Source organism: Pseudomonas sp. GW822-FHT03F04, assembly GCF_058801405.1.
Window position 1 is genome coordinate 414,669 of record NZ_JBXANF010000007.1, and the last position, 19,283, is coordinate 433,951.

General features: G+C 58.6%; 20 protein-coding genes. 18 read left to right on the forward strand and 2 right to left on the reverse strand.

Annotated elements, in window-relative coordinates; all coding sequences use genetic code 11:
* The first annotated feature begins 11 nt into the window (after positions 1-11).
* A complete protein-coding gene (locus tag AC1RMX_RS19155) occupies positions 12-545 on the forward strand; it encodes a GNAT family N-acetyltransferase (RefSeq protein ID WP_493072728.1) in 534 nt (177 codons plus the stop codon).
* Positions 546-557: 12 nt separating this feature from the next.
* On the opposite strand, the gene AC1RMX_RS19160 is transcribed toward AC1RMX_RS19155, so the two are convergent.
* The gene (locus tag AC1RMX_RS19160) at positions 558-2,186 is read right to left on the reverse strand and encodes a glucan biosynthesis protein D (protein ID WP_493072729.1); all 1,629 of its coding nucleotides are present in this window, start codon (positions 2,184-2,186) and stop codon (positions 558-560) included.
* A 403-nt stretch (positions 2,187-2,589) separates the two neighbouring features.
* On the opposite strand from AC1RMX_RS19160, the gene AC1RMX_RS19165 reads away from it, so the two are divergent.
* From AC1RMX_RS19165 to AC1RMX_RS19245, 17 genes are all read left to right on the forward strand, one after another.
* Entirely contained in the window at positions 2,590-2,772 is a 183-nt protein-coding gene (locus tag AC1RMX_RS19165) for a hypothetical protein (protein WP_096819275.1), read from the forward strand.
* A gap of 319 nt (positions 2,773-3,091) precedes the next feature.
* Positions 3,092-4,087, forward strand: coding sequence for an ATP-grasp domain-containing protein (locus tag AC1RMX_RS19170; protein ID WP_493072730.1), 996 nt, complete (start codon positions 3,092-3,094; stop codon positions 4,085-4,087).
* A gap of 85 nt (positions 4,088-4,172) precedes the next feature.
* Positions 4,173-5,306 (forward strand): trypsin-like peptidase domain-containing protein, encoded by a 1,134-nt coding sequence (locus AC1RMX_RS19175; RefSeq protein ID WP_102619541.1) that lies wholly within the window; start codon positions 4,173-4,175, stop codon positions 5,304-5,306.
* 70 nt (positions 5,307-5,376) lie between these two features.
* Positions 5,377-6,504: a phosphoribosyltransferase domain-containing protein gene (locus tag AC1RMX_RS19180; RefSeq protein WP_102619542.1), complete on the forward strand. Its 1,128-nt coding sequence runs from the start codon at positions 5,377-5,379 to the stop codon at positions 6,502-6,504.
* The gene (locus AC1RMX_RS19185) at positions 6,494-7,252 is read left to right on the forward strand and encodes an HAD family hydrolase (protein WP_493072731.1); all 759 of its coding nucleotides are present in this window, start codon (positions 6,494-6,496) and stop codon (positions 7,250-7,252) included. Before AC1RMX_RS19180 ends, AC1RMX_RS19185 begins: the two co-directional genes overlap by 11 nt.
* Complete coding sequence (locus tag AC1RMX_RS19190; RefSeq protein WP_096819283.1) at positions 7,245-8,339, forward strand: cysteine protease StiP family protein; 1,095 nt, start codon at positions 7,245-7,247, stop codon at positions 8,337-8,339. Before AC1RMX_RS19185 ends, AC1RMX_RS19190 begins: the two co-directional genes overlap by 8 nt.
* Positions 8,339-9,289 carry an HpcH/HpaI aldolase/citrate lyase family protein gene (locus tag AC1RMX_RS19195; RefSeq protein ID WP_102619545.1) on the forward strand — a complete coding sequence of 317 codons (951 nt, stop codon included), beginning with the start codon at positions 8,339-8,341 and terminating at the stop codon, positions 9,287-9,289. Before AC1RMX_RS19190 ends, AC1RMX_RS19195 begins: the two co-directional genes overlap by 1 nt.
* Entirely contained in the window at positions 9,286-9,999 is a 714-nt protein-coding gene (locus tag AC1RMX_RS19200) for an HAD family hydrolase (protein WP_102619546.1), read from the forward strand. Before AC1RMX_RS19195 ends, AC1RMX_RS19200 begins: the two co-directional genes overlap by 4 nt.
* A 2-nt stretch (positions 10,000-10,001) precedes the next feature.
* Entirely contained in the window at positions 10,002-10,586 is a 585-nt protein-coding gene (locus tag AC1RMX_RS19205) for a TerD family protein (RefSeq protein WP_096819288.1), read from the forward strand.
* Positions 10,586-11,764 carry a TerD family protein gene (locus AC1RMX_RS19210; RefSeq protein WP_493072732.1) on the forward strand — a complete coding sequence of 393 codons (1,179 nt, stop codon included), beginning with the start codon at positions 10,586-10,588 and terminating at the stop codon, positions 11,762-11,764. Before AC1RMX_RS19205 ends, AC1RMX_RS19210 begins: the two co-directional genes overlap by 1 nt.
* A gap of 46 nt (positions 11,765-11,810) precedes the next feature.
* Positions 11,811-12,260, forward strand: a complete 450-nt coding sequence (locus AC1RMX_RS19215; protein WP_096819292.1) for a tellurite resistance TerB family protein — start codon at positions 11,811-11,813, stop codon at positions 12,258-12,260.
* 45 nt (positions 12,261-12,305) lie between these two features.
* Positions 12,306-13,304: a TerC/Alx family metal homeostasis membrane protein gene (locus AC1RMX_RS19220; protein WP_096819328.1), complete on the forward strand. Its 999-nt coding sequence runs from the start codon at positions 12,306-12,308 to the stop codon at positions 13,302-13,304.
* Between the two features lie 31 nt (positions 13,305-13,335).
* On the forward strand, positions 13,336-13,911 hold the full coding sequence (locus tag AC1RMX_RS19225) for a TerD family protein (protein WP_096819294.1): 576 nt from the start codon (positions 13,336-13,338) through the stop codon (positions 13,909-13,911).
* Between the two features lie 77 nt (positions 13,912-13,988).
* A complete protein-coding gene (locus tag AC1RMX_RS19230; RefSeq protein WP_096819296.1) occupies positions 13,989-14,567 on the forward strand; it encodes a TerD family protein in 579 nt (192 codons plus the stop codon).
* Between the two features lie 29 nt (positions 14,568-14,596).
* The gene (locus tag AC1RMX_RS19235; protein ID WP_493072733.1) at positions 14,597-15,670 is read left to right on the forward strand and encodes a hypothetical protein; all 1,074 of its coding nucleotides are present in this window, start codon (positions 14,597-14,599) and stop codon (positions 15,668-15,670) included.
* Between the two features lie 82 nt (positions 15,671-15,752).
* On the forward strand, positions 15,753-16,691 hold the full coding sequence (locus AC1RMX_RS19240; protein WP_493072734.1) for a lysozyme inhibitor LprI family protein: 939 nt from the start codon (positions 15,753-15,755) through the stop codon (positions 16,689-16,691).
* Between the two features lie 57 nt (positions 16,692-16,748).
* The gene (locus AC1RMX_RS19245; RefSeq protein ID WP_493072735.1) at positions 16,749-17,942 is read left to right on the forward strand and encodes a DUF4236 domain-containing protein; all 1,194 of its coding nucleotides are present in this window, start codon (positions 16,749-16,751) and stop codon (positions 17,940-17,942) included.
* Positions 17,943-17,993: 51 nt separating this feature from the next.
* Here AC1RMX_RS19245 and AC1RMX_RS19250 read toward each other — a convergent pair whose 3' ends face one another.
* Positions 17,994-19,247 (reverse strand): TerD family protein, encoded by a 1,254-nt coding sequence (locus AC1RMX_RS19250; RefSeq protein ID WP_192559879.1) that lies wholly within the window; start codon positions 19,245-19,247, stop codon positions 17,994-17,996.
* Positions 19,248-19,283: the final 36 nt, after the last annotated feature.

The window sequence follows — 19,283 nt, forward strand, 5'->3', positions numbered from 1 at the left end:
AATGGACCGCAATGTTGATCGAACGAGCGTTGACCGAACTCGACTTGCCGCTGCTGGCGCAGATCGACCGCAGTGAACGGGTCGAAGCATGTTATCGCGTGGAAAACGGTGGGCTGATTCTGTATCCGGCGCATTTCGATATGCGCGGATGGCCCGAAGGCGAAGCGGAGGAGAATGCGCGGGTATTGGAGAAGTGCTGGCGCAGCGGCGGGTGGCTACACGGGATTTTTGATGAAGAGACATTGGTGGCGGCAGTGGTTGTGGATAACCGGGTTATTCACAATCAGGGCCTGAAGATGCGGCAGTTGAAGTTCCTGCACATCAGCCGCGCCTGGCGTGGGCAGGGGCTGGGCGGGCGATTGTTTGCCCTGGCCTGCGAGCATGGCCGACAGGTAGGTGCCGAAGCGTTGTACGTCTCGGCGACCGAGTCGCGTAATACCGTGGAGTTCTACCAGCGCCAGGGTTGCCGGTTGCTGGAACAACCGGATCCCGAACTGTTTGATCTGGAACCCCACGATATCCACTTGTACTGCCTGTTGGCCTGACGGCTCAAGCCATCAAGGGTACTTGCGCTTGTCCGGCGCCGGCGGGAAGTACTGGTACAACCAGGTCTCGCTCAGCGTGCGGTCGTTGGTGCGGATGAACAGCCGCAGTTCCACCGGGTCGATGCTGTCGTTGGTCGGGTACCAGTCGAACAGAATCCTGTAACCCTTGATGTCATCCAGCACCAGCACGCTGAAGTCCTGCACCTTGCCGTTGGAGCAGGTGACCACCGGTTCGATCCCGGTGCCCTGCGGCAGGCGATCCAGACCGCCACCGGTAAAGTCCACGGCAAAACGACGGGCCCAGACCGGCGGGTAATGCTCGCCTGGTGCCCAGCCTTCGACGAATCCACCCATGCCGGAACGGGTCGCATGCACCCGCGCCAGCGGTGTGCCGACTGGAGGCAAGGCGCTCCAGTAGAGCTTGTAGCCGTAGTTCAGCGAATCGCCGGCGGCCACCGGTTTTTTCGGCGTCCAGAACGCAACGATGTTGTCGAGGGTTTCACCGGTCGTAGGGATTTCCAGCAGATCGATAGAGCCTTCGCCCCATGCAGTTGTAGGCTCTACCCACAGGCTCGGGCGCTTGCTGTACCAGTCGACGGTGTCCTGGTAGTTGGCGAATTCGTGGTCGGTCTGTACCAGGCCGAAACCTTTCGGATCGGTGTCGGCGAAGGCGTTGAATTGCAGGGTCGCCGGGTTGTTCAACGGACGGCAGATCCACTCGCCGTTGCCACGCCACATGGCCAGACGATCCGAGTCATGGATTTGCGGATGGATGGTGTCGCACATCCGGCGCTCGTGGGTGCCACAACTGAACATGCTGGTCATCGGTGCGATGCCCAATTGTTCGATGGCGGTGCGGGCGTTGACGTGGGCATCGACTTCCATCACCACGCGCTCGGCCTGGCAATCGATGTCGAAGCGATAGGCACCGGTCGCGCTCGGTGAGTCGAGCAGGGCGTAGACCACAAAGCGGGTCGCGTTCTGATCCGGGGTCTCGAACCAGAATTTGGTGAAGTCAGGGAATTCTTCGCGTTTCTTGGCGTAGGTGTCGATGGCCAGGCCACGGGCGGAGAGGCCATATTGGCCAGTGGCATCCACCGCGCGGAAGTAGCTGGCGCCGAGAAACGACACCACGTCATGCCGATCCAGCTCCGGCGCCTTGAACAGCTTGAAGCCGGCAAAACCCAGATCGCCCTTGAGCTGCTGGGTGTCGACCGAGGTGTTTTCATAGTTGAACAGCTGAGGGCGGAAATGCACCTCGCGGGCCGTGCGGGTCTTGGGATCGACGCTGTACATGCGCACCGGCTGGCGGAAACCCATGCCGACGTGGAAAAACTGCACATCGAGCTGACCCTTGTTCTCCTTCCACAGCGAATGCTCGCCGTCGTAGCGGATCGCGTTGAAGTTCTGCGGGGTCATGGTCGCCAACGTCGGCGGCAGCACCTGTTTGGTGTCCTGATAGGCATTGCCGGCCAATTGCTTGGCCTGACGCTTCAGCGCTTCGAAGTCGAAGGCCTGGGCTTCACCGTCGGCGGCACCGCCAGAGGCGGCCCAGGCGCGTGCGGCAAGGAGGCCGGAGGCGGAAAGGCCGGTGTAAGCCGCAATGGCCATGGACGCTTTGAGCAAATTCCTGCGGTGCATAGATACAACCTGTCGTGGACAATCCCGCGCCGTTCCTGGCACGTACTGGATCAGAAATTACGGTTCGGACAAGCCTTCGGCCAAACGCTACGGACTAGTAACAGATGCCCGCTAGCTTAATCCGTTCGCTGATTTTGCAAAATTCATTGATAGCACGGCGACAGCCTCTCAATGAAACAAGACGTTACGGTTACTTATCCCACAGCCTTTTCTGATTTACAGGGCATAACTGCTTATTTCGACTAATTACTCTAAAAACAGCTTTTCAGCGCCGATTTAATTTCTATTCTATGGGTATGGCCGGTCTCGACCCATCCGACCGGCAGGGCTCAAATCGCTGCTTGCAGGAGCAGGGCGAGGCGGTTTCAAAAAAATGCTGAAGTAATGGAAAAGGACATCGTCCATGGCAAAGGTGCAATGCATTACCGAAATGTTGGGAATCTTTCCGTGCCTGGGAGGCAGACGCAGGAAGCGGCTCAACTCTGAAGAGCGCAAATTGGTCGAGCGCTACCGAGAACTGTCGGAAAGTGACCGGATTGCGATGCGCTATCTGGTGGATGCGATGCACAGCGTTTCACGGTTTTGAGGGTGTAATGCATAAGGGGCAGGCGTTGAGTCTGCCCCTTTTTTGTGTGTTTTTCGGTCAGGTGAGCATTGCCCCGGCGGGGAAGCCCGGTAATTTTCACATGCGGAAATGTATTGCTGGTGGACGCTCCGTTTGGCTCGCCAGCAGAATATCAAGAGTGAACTCCCGAATTGATTCAACCCCCCATGTAAAAACTCGAAAACAAATCTACTTCCCAAGGCCTTCGCGCGCCGACTTTGCGGCCCGATGACCCAAATCTGCCATCAGTTGATATTCATCCAGTTACTATTGCGCGGGCGCATCAATCAGCGAGTATCAAATGATCTGGTTTCTAGAAGGGCAATCGAGTCAGCGTGACGTCATCATCGGCGCGCGCGAGGCACTTCCGGCGGATGTAAAAATCTTCGCCTCTCATCGTCAGGATCGCCCTGAAATCACGTCGCTTGCCGACGTCAGTTTTACGGAGCCAAGTGGCAATGAAGAGCGTATCGACTGGGTCATCGCCACTGCAGTAGCGCACAACATCAAACTGATTCTGGCTGGACGCGTCGGTAATGTTTTCGAGATCGAACGGGCGCGCTTTGAACAGGCGGATCTTGAATTGGTGACTGGCGGTACGTCGATGGCGACCTTCGACATGGTCGACGACAAGAGCCGATTCACCGCCGAAGCAGAGCGTGTCGGCCTGGCTTGTGTCCCGGCGATCACAGCATTGAATGCCGAAGAAATGTTCGCTGCTTACAAAACCCTCTCCGCCAGTGGCGAAGTGTGCGTCAAGCCTGCGGTCGGTATTTATGGCCAGGGTTTCTGGCGATTCAAGGCGGATACCGATCCGTTCCGCTGTTTTGCCAACCCGGATGCGCGTGAAGCCAATTTTGAAACTTATATGCGTGCTTACTGTGAAGCCGAAGCTCCGGCACCGATGCTGATGATGCCGTACATGGCCGGCAGCGAATGTTCGGTGGACATGGTCTGCGAAGCTGGCCGTCCGGTTGCGTTCGTCAGTCGTCGAAAGGCGGGTGTGCATCAGACTTTCGAGCGTGAGGGCCCGGCTGTCGAGTTGGCACTCAAGGCTGCCGAGCATTTCGGTTGTGACGGAATCGTCAATGTGCAGACCCGCGACGACGCTGATGGCCAGCCGCATTTGCTGGAAATCAACCCGCGATACTCGGGCGGCATCGGTTACACCCGGGCGACCGGGACCAATCTGCCGGGCATTTTCGCGGCTCGACGGTTGGGCTTGCCGGAGCCTGCGACCGTCTGGAGGGCGAACGTCCGGGTCAAGGGCGTGACCGTGGCGGCTGTGGCATCCTGATATTAAAGCGACATCTATTTTTGCTACAATTTGCCGCGCTGCATGTGAAGCAGCTGGTCGTTAGCAGTCAAGGAGAGATCAGGGAATGATGGTGCTGGCGCCTGGCGCAAATGCCGTAATATCGAGCGCACAGAGTGAATGGACTCTTGAATGCGGTAAGTCCTCGGCTTTCGGGGACTATGCAGCAGTCGCTATATTGCCGGTTGACGAGAAACGCCGCCCGACAGGTGATCCCGCCCTGTTCCAGACCTCCCATGGCTGGATGGAGTGGAAAGGTGATCAGGAAAAGGTCGGCTGTGCGATGAACCTGGCAGAACTGCCGTCAGGCAGCGATCGCGTGCTGATCATCGTCTATACCTTCTCTGCTGCTGGTCCGGTCAGTGATCTGAAGACCCTGCGTTTTCAGGTTGATGGCCAGCTCGATTACAGTCTCGATCTGCGTGATAACGGCGAATCGGCGATCATCATCGGCGAGTTTTACACGCGCAATCAGCAATGGAAGTTCCGGGCTCTGGCTGAAGGTTCAGCTTATGGCCTGGCGGCTTTTGGCCGGCGAATCGGCCTCGATATCAACGATGCCCATCCCAAGGGACGCTCAAGTCCTTCCGAATCCGGACGCGGCAGTGCGACCGGCACCGGTTTTGCCGTTTCGAGAAATCACATCCTGACCTGTGCTCACGTCATCGAGGACATGCAGGAAATTCATATCTCCTCCTTCGAAGGACGTTACCGTGTCGAACCCGTTGTGGTCGATCGGCGCAACGACATCGTTTTGTTGCGAGTGCTGGATTGCCCACCGCTGAAACCGGTGGCGTTCAAGGAAGGTTTTGGCTGCGACCTCGGCGACAACGTTGTGGCGTTGGGATTCCCGCTTGCGGGGTTCGCTGGCGGCGGCGTGCAAGTGACGCAGGGTGGTGTGTCGGGTCTGTTTGGCCTGCACAATGATTCGAGCCTGCTGCAGTTCACTGCCCCGATTCAGCCCGGTTCCAGTGGCAGCCCTCTTTTTGACTCCTCGGGTGCGGTGGTCGGTCTGGTGACCTCAACTCTGCCGGATGCGCAAAACATGAATTTTGCGGTCAAGGCGCCATTGCTCCTCTCATTCCTTGACGCTTGTCGCGTCGAGGCCAGCAAGATCCCTGTCGGCAAATCTTTCACAACAGCGGAACTGGCGCGTGAAGCCCAGGCTTCAATGTGGCGTGTCGAAGCGCGAAATTTCTGACTTCTCTTGATTTGAAACATTTGGTACCGGCGCGCGGTTAATCCCCAGCGCCATTTAGGAATTTTTGCTCATGGAAAGTAACGCAGCTACACAAACGCTCAGTGCGCAACTGATGCGCGGGCGACTCGATGTCAAAGTAGATGATTCACTCATCGCTCCGAACGCTTTGTTCGGCTTTGCCGAGCGCCGTAATCCCAAGCGTGCGTTCCTGTTCGTGTCCAAAGTGCTTGGCCGCCATATCCCGGTACGCCCCTCGGCAATGAATAGCAGTTTCGCAAGCCTCGCGGCGCAGATCCCTGCGGATCTGCCCGGCCCGGTGCTGGTGATCGGCATGGCCGAGACCGCCGTTGGCCTCGGTGCTGGCGTGCATCGCGCGTTCAGCGCGACCCGGCCTGACACGGTGTACATGGTCAGCACACGGCACCCGACCGGCACCGAACTGTTCACTCGTTTCGAAGAAGAACACAGCCACGCCAGCGCCCATTTGATCCACTTGCCGGTCGATCCCGACGTGCGCGAAATGATGTTGAATGCGCGCTCGCTGGTGCTGGTAGACGATGAAGCCTCCACCGGCAAGACCTTCATCAATTTGCACCGCGCCTTGGTCGACTCGGGTCTGACCCAGGTCGAACGTGTCGTGACCTGCGTGCTGACCGACTGGTCGAGCAACGCGGTGCGCAACACCATTGGCGAGTCCGCGCATCAAGTCTCGTTACTGCAAGGCTCCTACGATTTCCATCAAGACCTCGAAGCGCCGCTGCCGGAGATGCCGGCCGTCGGCACCGTCGCCGCCGGTGAGTGGCCGTTGTCGGCACACAACGACTGGGGCCGGCTCGGTGTGCGCAAGGTCGAAGACACCTTGGCCCCCGATCTGCAAATCAAGGCTGGCGAGCGAGTGCTGGTGGTCGGCACCAGCGAGTTTGTCTGGCGTCCGTTCCTGCTCGCCGAACGTCTGGAGCGTGCCGGTGCCGACGTGCACTTCAGCTCGACCAGCCGTTCGCCGATCGCGCTGGGCCATGCCATCGGTCACGCATTGTCGTTCTCGGACAATTACGGTCTGGGCATTCCGAACTTTCTCTACAACGTGCGCCCGGGGGAGTTTGATCGCGTGCTGATCTGCTCGGAAACGCCGACGCAGGCGGTATCTGCCGAACTGGTTGCCGCCCTGAACGCCGAGGTGATTGTCGATGCTCAGTAATCGTCCGCTGGCCTTGGTTGACCTTGATGACACGCTGTTCCAGACCGCGCGCAAAATGCCTGAAGGCACGCCACGCCATCCTGCGACCTTTGACATTGAAGGCCAACCGAACGGGTACATGAACCCGGTGCAGAAAACTCTGGTGGAATGGCTGTTGTCCTCGACCGACGTCGTGCCTGTGACTGCGCGTAGTGTCGAAGCTTTCAGTCGAGTCAAACTGCCTTTCGACAAGGGCGCCGTGTGCTCGCACGGCGGGGTGATTCTCGGCGCCGACGGCAGGATCGATGAGCAATGGCGGGCGCACATGACTGTCGTCCTGGCAGACTTTCAACACCGGCTCCCCGATCTGAGCGCCGCGACCCTGGCCATTGGCAAGGCGCTGGGCATTTCGCTGCGCGGCTGGGTAGTTGAAGAAGAAAACCTGCGCCACTACGTGGTGACCAAGCACAACGAATCCAACGATGAAGTCCTGCAAACCGTGCTGGCTGAAGTCCAGGCGCGCGGCTTGCTGGAGGGAATGCACGTCCACGGCAACAGCAACAATCTGGCCTTTTTGCCCGCCGGTCTGTCGAAGCGCGTGGCCGTTGAGGAACTGTTGCGCCGTGACCGTGAAGTCAACGGTGAACGACCCGTGCTGGGCTTCGGCGACAGCATTACCGACCTCGGTTTCATGGATGCCTGCCACCTGTGGGCAACCCCGTCCGGCAGCCAGCTGGCGAGGTTTGTGGGGCATGCGCTCAATGACTGAGTCCATCGCTGACCTCAAGACTGTTGGTAGCGGCAGCTATTTGCAGGACGACGTGCACTTCCTGCTCCAGCCGGTGCAGATGGAGGTGACCGACGTCGTAGAGAAAGAGCGGCTGATTCAGACGCAGCAGAAGCACTACTCGGAGATGATCAGCTTCGAGAGCGCGCCGACACCTGTGCACAAAGCGCTGTACGAGAGAGCGCTCGCGCAGAATGGCGTGCGCATGGCCAGCGACGTTCAGGCACTGGCGCTGGCGTTGAATGGCGCTTGCACAGGCCCATCGATTGTTCTGGTGTCGTTTGTCCGCGCCGGGTTGCCGCTGGGTGTGCTGCTGCGTCGGGCGCTGATCGACATGGGCCGCGAGACACATCATTACGGCATCAGCATCGTGCGGGATCGCGGCATAGACCTCATCGGTCTTGAGGCGATCATTCAGGCCCACGGCGCGCAAAACATCGTGTTCGTCGACGGCTGGACTGGCAAAGGTGCGATCTCCGGTGAAATTCAGCGCAGCCTCAAAGGCGATGCTCGATTCCCTGAGGAGCCGCGTCTGGTGGTGCTGGCCGACCCTTGCGGGCGAGCCTGGCTGGCGGCCTCGGCGGAAGACTGGGTGATTCCGTCGGGCATCCTTGGCGCGACCGTCTCGGGTCTGGTATCGCGTTCGATCTGGCCGGCTGATGGCGGGCTGCATGGCTGCGTGGTCTACGACCACCTGACTGAACACGATGTGACGCGCGAGTTCATCGAGCACATCGAGCAGCAGCGCAAAACCCTGGGCCCGGTGCCTGCTGCGGTGCCGTGGACGGCCAACAAGCGTGCCAAGCTGCAAGCCGCCGCCACGCAAGTCGTGGAGTCGCTGGCTGCACGTTTCGATATCAGCAATCTGAACCGGGTCAAACCGGGCATCGCCGAGGCCACTCGCGCGGTTTTACGCCGGGTGCCGGATCATGTGCTGGTGCGAGATCGCAACGACAGTGACGTGCAATTACTGATGCACCTCACCGAAGGCGCTGGCGTTTGCGTCGAAGAAGTCGGCGCCGCACTCGGCCCGTACCGAGCCGTGACCATCATTCGGAGCGTGAGCTGATGAAGAAGCTTTCTCCTTACGCCTTGGGTGCCACGCTGTACATGCCGGCCACGCGCGCCGATCTGCTGGATGTGGTGTTCGCCACCAAGCTGCCGGAACTGCGTTCGCTGGTGGTATGCCTCGAAGACGCAGTTGCCGAGATCGATGTCAGCACCGCGTTGAGCAACTTGCATTGCCTGTTGTCGGCAATAGATGAGCGCGGCGGGCGGCCTGCCGAGGGGCCGGTGCTGTTCGTGCGTCCGCGTGATTCGGCGATGGCGGCGGTACTCAATGACTGGCCGTTGATGAAGCACGTCGACGGCTTCGTTGTGCCGAAACTGACGCTGCGCAACCTCGACGCTTGGGAGCGGGCGGTGACCAGTCCTGAGCTGTTCCTGATGCCGACTCTGGAAACTGTCGAGGTGTTCAGTCCGGTGGCGATGCTCGAGTTGGGTCAGGCGCTCAAGGCCAATCTGAATCACCGGATCATCGCCCTGCGTATTGGCGGTAATGATCTGATGGGCAGCCTCGGCTTGCGGCGTAACCCGGCGACCACGCTGTACAACACGCCGATGGGTTACGTGATTCCGATGTTGGCCGGGGTGATGGGGTCGCAAGGTTTTGCACTGACCGCGCCGGTGTTCGAACAACTCGCCACGCCGAATCTGCTGTGTGAAGAGCTGGAACTGGACATCGCCCACGGTCTGGTGGGCAAGACCGCGATTCACCCGAGCCAGATCAGCATCATTCAGGATGCGCTGCGAGTCAGCCTCGAAGACCTGAACAGTGCGAAGTTGATCGTCAGCGACGTGGCCCCGGCCGTGTTCAAGCACAACGATGTGATGTGTGAACCGGCGACCCATTACCAATGGGCGATGAAGATTCTTGAGCGCGCCGAATGGCATGGCGTGCGCCAAACCGATGCCGCCCACGGTGAAGCACCCATTCGACTAGCCGAGGCCATTCGATGATTCAGGCAAATACTGGCCCTGACCAGCCGGGGAAAAAGGTGCTCTGCGTCTTTGACTTCGACGGCACACTGACCCGCCATGACAGTTTTGTACCGTTCTTGAAGTTTGCCTTCGGCAAACGTGAGTTCGCCCGGCGTGTGCTGACACTCGCGCTGCCGAGCATTCGATTCCTCGCCCGACGCATGAGCCGCGACGAACTCAAGGCGCAGTTGATCAGCCGCTTTCTCAGCGGCGTGGACGCGGAGTGGGTGAGCCAGCAGGCAGCGAAGTACTGCGCAGCTTTCTGGACCAGGCTGATGCGCCCGACAGGCTTGATGGCGATTGCCAGCGAGATCGCCGCCGGTTCGCAGGTGACCCTGTGCTCGGCGTCGCCTGCGCTGGTGCTGCAACCCTTCGCGGATCGCTTGGGTATCAAGCTGATCGGCACCGAACTTGAAGTGATCGACGGCAAGTTGACCGGACGTATATCCGGCAACAACTGCCGCTGCGAGAACAAGGTGCTGCGGCTGGAGGCGGTCTATGGGCCGCTGACTGAATACCGACTCAAAGCCTGGGGCGATACCCGTGGCGATCACGAATTGCTCGCTGCGGCGCAAGACGCGCACTGGCGACACTTTCATCCGGCATGGCGTCGTGGACGTCTGCGGACAGCAAAAAGCGCGATCAGACCTGATCGCGACGTGAACACTGACGATCAACAAGGAGCGTAACGATGGCACTTACCCTGAGCAAACAGCAAAGCATTTCTCTGGAAAAAACGGCCGGCAGCGCGTTGACCCGCATCAGCCTTGGCCTGGGTTGGGACCCGGTGAAAGCAGGTTTTCTCGGCAAGCTGATGGGCAGCGGCGGAGAGATCGATCTGGACGCTTCGTGCATCCTGCTCGACGAAAGTCTGCAAGTGATCGACCTGGTCTGGTTCCGTCAGTTGAAGTCGCAGGACGGTTCGATTCAGCACTCTGGCGACAACCGTACCGGTGAAGGCGATGGTGATGACGAAACTATCCACGTTGATCTGTCGCGTCTGCCGGCCGCCGTCAAGCATCTGATCTTCACCGTGAACAGCTTCACCGGGCAGAACTTCGACAAAGTCGAAAAAGCCTACTGCCGCATCGTCAATGCCAGCAACAAATCGGAACTGGCGCGTTTCAACCTGTCCGAGAAGGGCGGTCATACCGGCATCGTGATGGCGAGCCTGTCGCGCAAAGGTTCCGATTGGGAATTCAAGGCCATCGGCGAAACCACTCGTGGGCGAACCGCTGACGACCTGGTCAATCTGGCCGTGCAGGCGCTGAGCTGATGGCCGCTCTCGTACCTGGTGGTAATGCGCCGGTTGCCTGCGGCCAGCTTCGCGTGGATATCAACTACACGCCAATTCCGGGCGTCGACATTGATGTGTCGGCTTTCGTCCTGAACGCTTCGGGTAAAGTCCGTGGCGATGGCGACATGTGCTTCTATGGCCAGAGCAGTGTGCTCGGCGGCGTGTTGCAGATGACCGAGGCGACAGCCGGGCGTGCGGTATTCACTGTCGATCTGAGTCGTCTTGAAACGGCGGTCGAGAAAGTCGCGCTGTCGGCGACGATCCATGAGAACAAGGCCAGTTTCGAGCGCGTCTCGCACTTGTCCGTGGCAGTCTCGGGCGGCATCGAGGCTCAGTTGCCAACTGCCGGGATGAAGGAAACTGCGTTGATCCTTGGCGAGTTTTATCGTCGCCAGGGTGAGTGGAAATTCCGCTGTGTCGCGCAAGGTTTCAACGGCGGTCTGGAGCCCCTGGCCAAGCATTTTGGTGTTGAAATCGCGGCTCCGTCCGCTGCACCGACGCCTGCGCCCGTTCCGCCTGCACCAGCCCCGGCACCGGTGCCTGCGCCCGCGAAATCGACGATCAGTCTGAGCAAGATCACGCTCGACAAGACTCGCTCGTCGATCAGCCTGGAGAAAACCGCCAGCGGTTTCGGCGAAATCAAGGTCAACCTGAACTGGAACAAGGGCAGCGGCGGTGGCTTCTTCAGCCGCAACAAATCCGTCGACCTTGACGTTGGCTGCCTGTACGAACTGCAGGGCGGCGAAAAGGGCGTGGTGCAGGCCTTGGGCAACTGCTTCGGCAGCCTGAGTGGCGCGCCGTACATCCAGCTCAAGGGCGATGACCGCACCGGCTCGGTTGCCGGTGGCGAGTGGATGCACATCAACGGCGCGAAGTGGGGCGAGGTCAAACGCATTCTGATCTTCGCCTTCATCTACGAAGGCGCGCCGAACTGGAAAGAGACTGACGGCATCGTGACCATCTACATCCCCGGCCAGCCGGACATCGAGGTTCGCCTCAATGAAGAAGGTGGCCGCGAAGGCATGTGTGCGATTGCCATGCTCGAGAACGTTGACGGGGCGGTGAAGGTTTCGCGCCGCGTCGACTTCCATCGTGGTCATTCGGCAGTCGACAAGGCTTATGGCTGGGGCATGAGCTGGCGCGCCGGCTCGAAATAATACGGATGGCGGGGCCTTCCGGTCCCGCCCCTTAAGGAGATTTGACATGCTCGCATGGCTTAAAGAAAACGCGACGGCGGCTCGCGACAAACTGACAACTGAAGTCGGTAAATTCAAGAACCAGAAGTTCATGGAAGCGATGACGGCCAGCTGCGCCATCGTCTCCGCAGCGGATGGCGATATCTCTTCGGCGGAAAAGCAGAAGATGATCGGCTTCATCAATATCTCGCCTGAATTGAAAGTGTTCAACACGGCAGACGTGATCAAGTCCTTCTCGGCGCATTGCGAGAAGTTCGAGTTCGACTTCCAGATCGGTCAGGCGGAAGCACTGAAAGTCATCGGCAAGATCAAGAGCGACCCGGGTGCTGCTCGCCTGTTGGTGCGTGTTGCCTGTTCCATCGGCGCATCGGACGGCACGTTCGATGAAAAGGAAAAAGCGGCGTGCCGTTTGATCTGCGCCGAGCTGGGTCTGAACCCGGCTGATTTTGATCTTTAAGGAGCGGTACCTGTGGAAACGCAAATCGGATTTCCCCCGCTGACCATGGCGGTGTTTGTAGGGCTGGCGCTTGGCGCCCTGCTGCTGGACATGGTCACGCACCGTGGAGGCAAGCCTATTTCGCTGATGAAGGCCTCGATCTGGTCGATATTCTGGATCGCGATTTCGCTGGCGTTCGCAGGTTTCCTGTACGTGCAGCACGGCCCTGAAGTGGCCAGCCTGTTCGTCACCGGTTATGCGCTGGAAAAAGTCCTGAGTGTCGACAACCTGTTTGTCTTCATGGCGATCTTCGCCTGGTTCAAGGTGCCGGATGGCCTGCGTCACCGCGTTCTGTACTGGGGCATCATCGGTGCCATCGTGTTCCGTGGCGTGTTCGTCGCGATCGGCACCGGCCTGCTGGCTTTCGGGCCGTGGGTGGAAATTGTCTTCGCGGTGATCGTTGCGTGGACGGCCGTGATGATGTTGCGCGCCGGCGGGGACGATGACGAGGAAGAAGACTACTCCAAGCACATGGCGTATCGCTTCGCGCAGAAGTTGTTCCCGGTGTGGCCAAAACTGTACGGCCACAATTTCTTCGTGACCCGCAAGGTGCTCGAAGGTGAGCTGCAGAAACCGGAAAACCAGGGCATGACCCTGGCCGCCAAAGGCACGCTGTTCGCCACGCCGCTGTTCCTGTGCCTGGTGGTCGCGGAAGTGTCCGATATCCTCTTCGCGTTCGACTCGGTGCCGGCAGTGATCGCTGTCAGCCGTGAACCGCTGATCGTCTACTCGGCGATGCTGTTCGCGATTCTTGGCCTGCGAACCATGTACTTCGTGCTCGAAGCGCTGAAACGCTACCTGGTCCATCTGGAAAAATCGGTGATTGCACTGTTGTTCTTCATCGCAGTGAAACTTGGCCTGAACGCCACCGACCACATGTTCCACCACGGCTACACCATTGACGCGAATACCAGCTTGTTGATTGTCATGGTGGTCCTGGCAATCGGCGTAGTGGCGAGCCTGATCTTGCCGGGTCAGGAAGAAACCCAAACCGAAAACAATTGAGTAGCAGCATCAACCACAAGGAGATGTACCGATGGCTTTGACACTTCAAAAAGGTGGCAACCTGTCCCTTACCAAAACCGACCCGAGCCTGACCAGGATTCTGGTTGGCCTGGGCTGGGACCCGCGCGCTACCGACGGCGCGGAATTTGACCTGGACGCCAGCGCGTTTCTGGTAGGCGCCAGCGGCAAGGTTCGCAGCGACGCAGACTTCATTTTCTACAACCAGTTGAAGAGTGCGGACGGTTCGGTTGAGCACACGGGTGACAACCGTACCGGCGCTGGCGACGGCGACGACGAAGTGCTGAAAGTTGACCTGAGCCGTGTTCCGGCCGACGTCGAAAAAGTCGTGTTTGTCGTAACCATCCATGACGCCGAAGCCCGCAAACAAAGCTTTGGCCAGGTCGGTGGATCGTTCATTCGTGTGGTCAACGAAGTATCCAGCGCCGAAGTCGTTCGCTATGACCTGGCTGAAGACGCTTCCACCGAAACCGCGATGATTTTCGCTGAGCTGTATCGCAACGGTGGCGAGTGGAAATTCCGCGCTGTTGGCCAGGGTTACGCTGGCGGCCTGAAGGCTGTTGCCAACTCTTTCGGTCTGAACTTCTAAGGTTCGGCATCTTGCCAATTGATTTGCAAGGCCCTGAATTCAGGGCCTGACTCACCACAACCAAGAGGAATTTGAACATGGCGGTATCACTGAGCAAGGGTGGCAATGTCAGCCTGTCCAAAGAGGCTCCAGGCCTGTCTGAAGTTATCGTTGGCCTGGGCTGGGACCCACGCGTCACCGACGGCACCGAATTCGACCTCGACGCTTCGATATTCATCGTTGGCGAATCCGGCAAAGTGCTCGACGACAACAGCTTCATTTTCTACAACAACAAAAAGTCTGCTGATGGCTCGGTCGAGCACATGGGCGACAACAAGTCGGGCGCAGGCGATGGCGATGACGAACAAGTCACCGTCAAACTGACCGGCCTGGCGCAAACAGTGAAGAAGCTGGTATTCGCTGTAACCATCCACGATTCGGACGCGCGCAAGCAGAGCTTCGGCCAGGTGCAAAACGCCTACATCCGCGTCGTCAACAAGGCTGACGGTAAAGAGCTGGCACGCTTCGACCTGAGCGAAGACGCTTCGACCGAAACCGCGATGATCTTCGGCGAGCTGTATCGCAACGGCGAAGAGTTCAAGTTCAAGGCCATCGGCCAGGGCTTCGCTGGCGGCCTGGCGCCGTTGGCTAAAGAGCACGGCGTAAACATCGGCTAACCCGAAAGGGTTGCGAGAGCCCCCGGCGTTTGCCGGGGGCTTTTTCTTGTCTGCAGAATTTCCACGAACCAGCAATTCGCTGGTTATTCAACTTATGTACAACCATTTCGCCAAGCGCGACTGCCTCGGATCAACGGGCAGTTCAGCAGGATGAGGCACTGATAAGGATTTTTTCAATGGGACTGCTTCGCGGGGTCATGGCGGTTGGTGTATTGGCAGCCTTGTCAGGCTGTGGCGCTTACGACGACTTCAAAGCCAATAATGCTGTTCAGGAATACCGGCAGAATTGCTTGGGCAACTACACCAACGAATGCGAAAGCAAATTGGTCGACACCAACATCATCATGCTCGAACTGGCTCGCAGAAACGTGGCGCGCGAGAAGGATACGTTGATCAAAGCCGTTGGCCAGGATGGCTATGAACGCTTTGCCAAAGCGGCCAACGAAGTGATCGACGATCTGGTCGATCGCCAGGAAAAGAAACGTCCGGGAATCTTCGCTCGCTGGGTACTGGGCGACGCTCAGCCGTTCGGCGATACGCGAAACCAGCTATTTCTCGAATCGGACATGCTGGCACTCAAGGCTGCCGTACTGAAGAAGATCAGCGATTCCAATCCGGTCGCGCAACGCCAGGCAATCACCGAACAACCTGTCGCTGCAGCTCCTGTAGAAACTCCGCCGGCAGCACCTGATGTTGCTGCTGTCACCGCGTTGCTCGAAGCTGCGATTGACCGTGAAATCGCCAGCGAAATCGCACAGGACGGCGGTGACGAGTACAAGGACGGCCGACAAATCATTTTGACCGATCTGAACGGTGACGGAACCAACGACGCGGTGGTGCTTTACACCCTTGAAGGGCAGGGGGGTGGCAATGGCTACTTCCAGTCGCTGGCGACGTTTTACGCGACACCTCAGGGCTGGATTCACCGCGCAAAACTGGTCGTGGGATCAGGTGTGCAAAGCGTTGAAGTCATCGCGCCGAAAACCCTCGCAGTGAAAATGCTCAGCGTCGGCCCGGACGATGCCAACTGCTGCCCAAGTGTCGAAAGCACGCAAAAATTCACATGGAACGGCACCACCTTCCTGCAATCACCTGGTACTTGAGGCGAGCGCATTCTCCCCCCGACTCAGGCATAGTTCAGAGACCCTTGGTCGGGCAGTACAAACAACAAGAAAGGACTCGATCATGTCTCGCTCAAGCATAAGCACCGGTATTGCTCTGGTGTTCGCATTTATTTCATTGCACTCCCATGCCACCAGTTTCGACTGCGCCAAAGCGGTGAGCTTCGCGGAAAAATCCATTTGTGCCGATACTGCACTGAGTCTTCTCGATGAACAGCTGAACTCGCAATACGTGCGTGCGCTGGATTCTGCGGCTAACCGTAATCAGGTTCGTATCGAGCAACGTGAATGGCTGCGCTTGCGCGATAACTGCGTAACCGAAAGTTGCCTGAGCACATCAATGTCGCAGCGACTCAATCAACTCTCCGGCGCGATACCGCAGTCCGCCAGACCGGCACCCACCAGCGACATCAAACGTACTGAACCGCGTGTACCTGCTGCGACTGCTCAAGTACCAGCGGTGGCAAGTCCTGTCCCGGCAAACAGTAACGCGCAGGATAATCATCGGGCCGTTCTGTATCTGAAGATCGCCCTGTTCTGCATGGCGGTGTTGTTGCTGATCTGCATCTGGCTACACCGACGTGGCTCGATGACGATCTATCAGGACTACACCGATGCGCTTTTCACCAGCATCACGCCGATTCTGGGTATCGGGTCTTATTTTGTATTTAGCGTCTGGCTGGAGATTCCGAAGAATTACGCGCTGATTGCCGCTTGCGTGCTGGCAGGCCTGATGTCGCTGCAAGTGATCATTCAAACCTACCGCAGCAATGGCGTGTCACTGTTTTTCCTGCTCTCGCTGTTTGCCAAAATCGCCTTGCTGACCTTTTATTTCCTGATGATGGCGTTGCTGCTGTGTGGCGGCGCACGTACCCGGCAAGACGCACGTCGCCGCCGGGGATGGGCGGTATTTGCAACGACGGCGTTCGTTTTCCTTTCTGGCTGGATGTGTCGTAACCGGCAGTTCTCTTCGATCGACGACTACATCGCCGGCCGAACCTGAACTGCAGAGCGCTGGCCGGGATAGATGCCCCGGCCTTTCAGGATCAAGGAGCTGTTCATGGGGTTTCGTTTCTCCAAACGCATCACGATCATTCCCGGCGTTCGCCTCAACATCAGCGGTTCGGGCGTCAGCACCTCGATTGGCCCGCGCGGCTTGAGTCTCACCATGGCGCGCAACGGCACTTTCTTGAATGCCGGTTTACCCGGTACCGGCTTGTCCTGTCGCGAGCGCATTGATCGGCCGTCGCGTGCCGCTGATCCCCAGGCTACTGGCAACGCCGGCGATTACGCTGGCCAGTTGAAGGTCAAGGTCAGCGACCAGGGTTTGCTGCTGATTACCGACATGGATGACAACGAGTTGTCCCCCGCAATCATCAAGCGTGTGAAGTCGGAGCGTGCGGACTCAATTCAGGCGTTACTGGAGAAAGCCGCGGAAAAAATCAATCGCGATCTTGAAGACTGCCTCGGTGTGCACCTGAGCACGCCGCGCCCTGGGTCGATGCCGCTGATCCCCGCGCCGTTTGCCATCGAGGCGCCGCAGCAACCAGCGCAGAAAGCCCCAGGCCTGATGGACCGAATGTTGCTGCGCAGTGGCAAGATGGCGCGTGATGCGGACGCAGCGCAGCGGCAATATGTTGAGGATCTGAATCGTTGGCAGGCGACTCGGGATGCCCACGAATTTGAGCGCGGCGAGATTGAAAAAACCTTTCGGCTCGCCGCGCGCGGCTTTAGTGCCCAGATGGAGAAGGCATTGAATTACGTGTTGAGCGGAATTGCCTGGCCGAAGGAAACTCAGGTCACTTACGCGTTCTCGCAGGACGTCACCGGCGTCGCACTTGATGTGGATCTACCGGATGAGGGGGACGTGCCACGGCGCGTTGCGGAGGCGCGGGGCAATGGCAAGCTGACATTCAAGAACCGCACAGATGCACAGGTGCGGCGTGACTTTGTTGCGCTGTGCCATGGCTCGCTGTTTCGGGTAATTGGCGAAGTGTTTGCTTTGCTACCGGGGATCGACAAGGTATTGGCGTCTGGCTACATCCAGCGTAATAACGCCGCGAACGGTGTAAGCGAAGAACATTATGTGATCTCCGCATTGGTAACACGATCGCAGTGGGACTCACTGGACTTCGATCAGTTGGAAGCAATTGACCCGGCGGCGACGCTCAACGCGTACGGCGCACGGGTCAAGCTTGATCGTTCAGCTCGTTTTACGCCGGTGTTGCCAATGGAGCTCTCGGTGCTGGACTGAGTGTGATGCCCGCGAAGCAAAGTTGCAGCGCGGGCAGCCAGAGTGGCTGGCTCAAACGTAGCGTTTCGAACCGCTGTTTTGCAGTGGCTCGCCCTTGAACACTTCGGGGCCATCCATTGTGAGCTTGAGTTTTTCGCCGTTGCGGGTCAGCCACGGCGTGGCTTCGCTGCAAGACTCGGAGGTGGCGCCGGACGGGCTGAGCACGATGTGCTCTTGGTCGATTTCGATCAGACCGATCACATAGGTGTAGATCATGTCGCTGTAGTCCTCATCCTCATCATCATGATCTTCGGGGAATTCGAAAGCGCACTCGACGACCTGGTTGCCGTATTCCATGCGCATTTTCGGTTTCAGCGAGGCCACCGACACCGCACCATTGTCGACCGCTGAGTACACGCTGCACACCAGCGCCACTTTACCGCCCATGAGCTGCGAGATCGCCGGGTTGATGTCGACGGTCTCCACCGCCGGTTCGCCGGCGCTCGCGCTCATCACATCGCCGGTGTGGAACACGTAAGGATCGAGATCGAACTCGCCACGTTTGTCCGGTGCCTGGATGATCGACATCCGCCCATCAGGGCGCAGGATACCGATGCGCAGATCGAGGTCGTCGTTGTCGCAGTCGTCACCGTTATCCACCCAAGTGGCACTGACGCGAATGACTTTTGGTGCGGACGGGCCTTTTTCCAGCGAAACCTTGTGGCTGCTGCCGACCTTGTCGAGGGTAATCAGCGACTTTTGCATGCTGACGGCTTTGGCCGGTGGCGGAGGTGGCGCTTCTTCTTCGACTTCAACACCATACAAACCACACAGCCCCGCCAACCCCGAAGCGAAACCCTGCCATACCGAACGCGCCTTGAACTGGCCATTGCGCACGTACAAATCGAGGACGATGATCCCGGTCTCTTTGGCGAAAGGCTCGGGAGCCAATTCCAGCACTTGAGCACCGGCAATCACCGTGGCTCGCAGGTCCTTGACCGCTTCAAACCCACCGGCACTGCCGTCTTGCGTCAGGGTGATGGCAACTTTCGTGATGTTGGCCGGCAGGCGCGCCAGATCGAAACTGATGCTGTGACTGATCACACTTCCCTGCACCACCGGCGCTGCAAACGTAGCTGCGCCGGACGGATGTTCAGGAACGTTGAAGAACACCATGCCGCTGTCATCCAGCACCTTGCCGGTGTCGCCAAGCAGAAACGCGGTCAGATTGACGTCCAGATTGGCGCCTGCCGCGTGCGTAACCACGACCCGCCCTTGGGCGAGGCTGAGATTGGTGTTTTCACCGGGCTTGAGTGACTGATTCAATTGAGATCCCTATTCCTTGGATAACGTGCAGTACAC

Bases quoted from the DNA above. Each gene is read 5' to 3' on its own strand.
- AC1RMX_RS19155 (WP_493072728.1), top strand. From the start codon at position 12: ATGTTGATCGAACGAGCGTTGACCGAACTCGACTTGCCGCTGCTGGCG.
- AC1RMX_RS19160 (WP_493072729.1), bottom strand. From the start codon at position 2,186: ATGCACCGCAGGAATTTGCTCAAAGCGTCCATGGCCATTGCGGCTTAC.
- AC1RMX_RS19165 (WP_096819275.1), top strand. From the start codon at position 2,590: ATGGCAAAGGTGCAATGCATTACCGAAATGTTGGGAATCTTTCCGTGC.
- AC1RMX_RS19170 (WP_493072730.1), top strand. From the start codon at position 3,092: ATGATCTGGTTTCTAGAAGGGCAATCGAGTCAGCGTGACGTCATCATC.
- AC1RMX_RS19175 (WP_102619541.1), top strand. From the start codon at position 4,173: ATGATGGTGCTGGCGCCTGGCGCAAATGCCGTAATATCGAGCGCACAG.
- AC1RMX_RS19180 (WP_102619542.1), top strand. From the start codon at position 5,377: ATGGAAAGTAACGCAGCTACACAAACGCTCAGTGCGCAACTGATGCGC.
- AC1RMX_RS19185 (WP_493072731.1), top strand. From the start codon at position 6,494: ATGCTCAGTAATCGTCCGCTGGCCTTGGTTGACCTTGATGACACGCTG.
- AC1RMX_RS19190 (WP_096819283.1), top strand. From the start codon at position 7,245: ATGACTGAGTCCATCGCTGACCTCAAGACTGTTGGTAGCGGCAGCTAT.
- AC1RMX_RS19195 (WP_102619545.1), top strand. From the start codon at position 8,339: ATGAAGAAGCTTTCTCCTTACGCCTTGGGTGCCACGCTGTACATGCCG.
- AC1RMX_RS19200 (WP_102619546.1), top strand. From the start codon at position 9,286: ATGATTCAGGCAAATACTGGCCCTGACCAGCCGGGGAAAAAGGTGCTC.
- AC1RMX_RS19205 (WP_096819288.1), top strand. From the start codon at position 10,002: ATGGCACTTACCCTGAGCAAACAGCAAAGCATTTCTCTGGAAAAAACG.
- AC1RMX_RS19210 (WP_493072732.1), top strand. From the start codon at position 10,586: ATGGCCGCTCTCGTACCTGGTGGTAATGCGCCGGTTGCCTGCGGCCAG.
- AC1RMX_RS19215 (WP_096819292.1), top strand. From the start codon at position 11,811: ATGCTCGCATGGCTTAAAGAAAACGCGACGGCGGCTCGCGACAAACTG.
- AC1RMX_RS19220 (WP_096819328.1), top strand. From the start codon at position 12,306: ATGGCGGTGTTTGTAGGGCTGGCGCTTGGCGCCCTGCTGCTGGACATG.
- AC1RMX_RS19225 (WP_096819294.1), top strand. From the start codon at position 13,336: ATGGCTTTGACACTTCAAAAAGGTGGCAACCTGTCCCTTACCAAAACC.
- AC1RMX_RS19230 (WP_096819296.1), top strand. From the start codon at position 13,989: ATGGCGGTATCACTGAGCAAGGGTGGCAATGTCAGCCTGTCCAAAGAG.
- AC1RMX_RS19240 (WP_493072734.1), top strand. From the start codon at position 15,753: ATGTCTCGCTCAAGCATAAGCACCGGTATTGCTCTGGTGTTCGCATTT.
- AC1RMX_RS19245 (WP_493072735.1), top strand. From the start codon at position 16,749: ATGGGGTTTCGTTTCTCCAAACGCATCACGATCATTCCCGGCGTTCGC.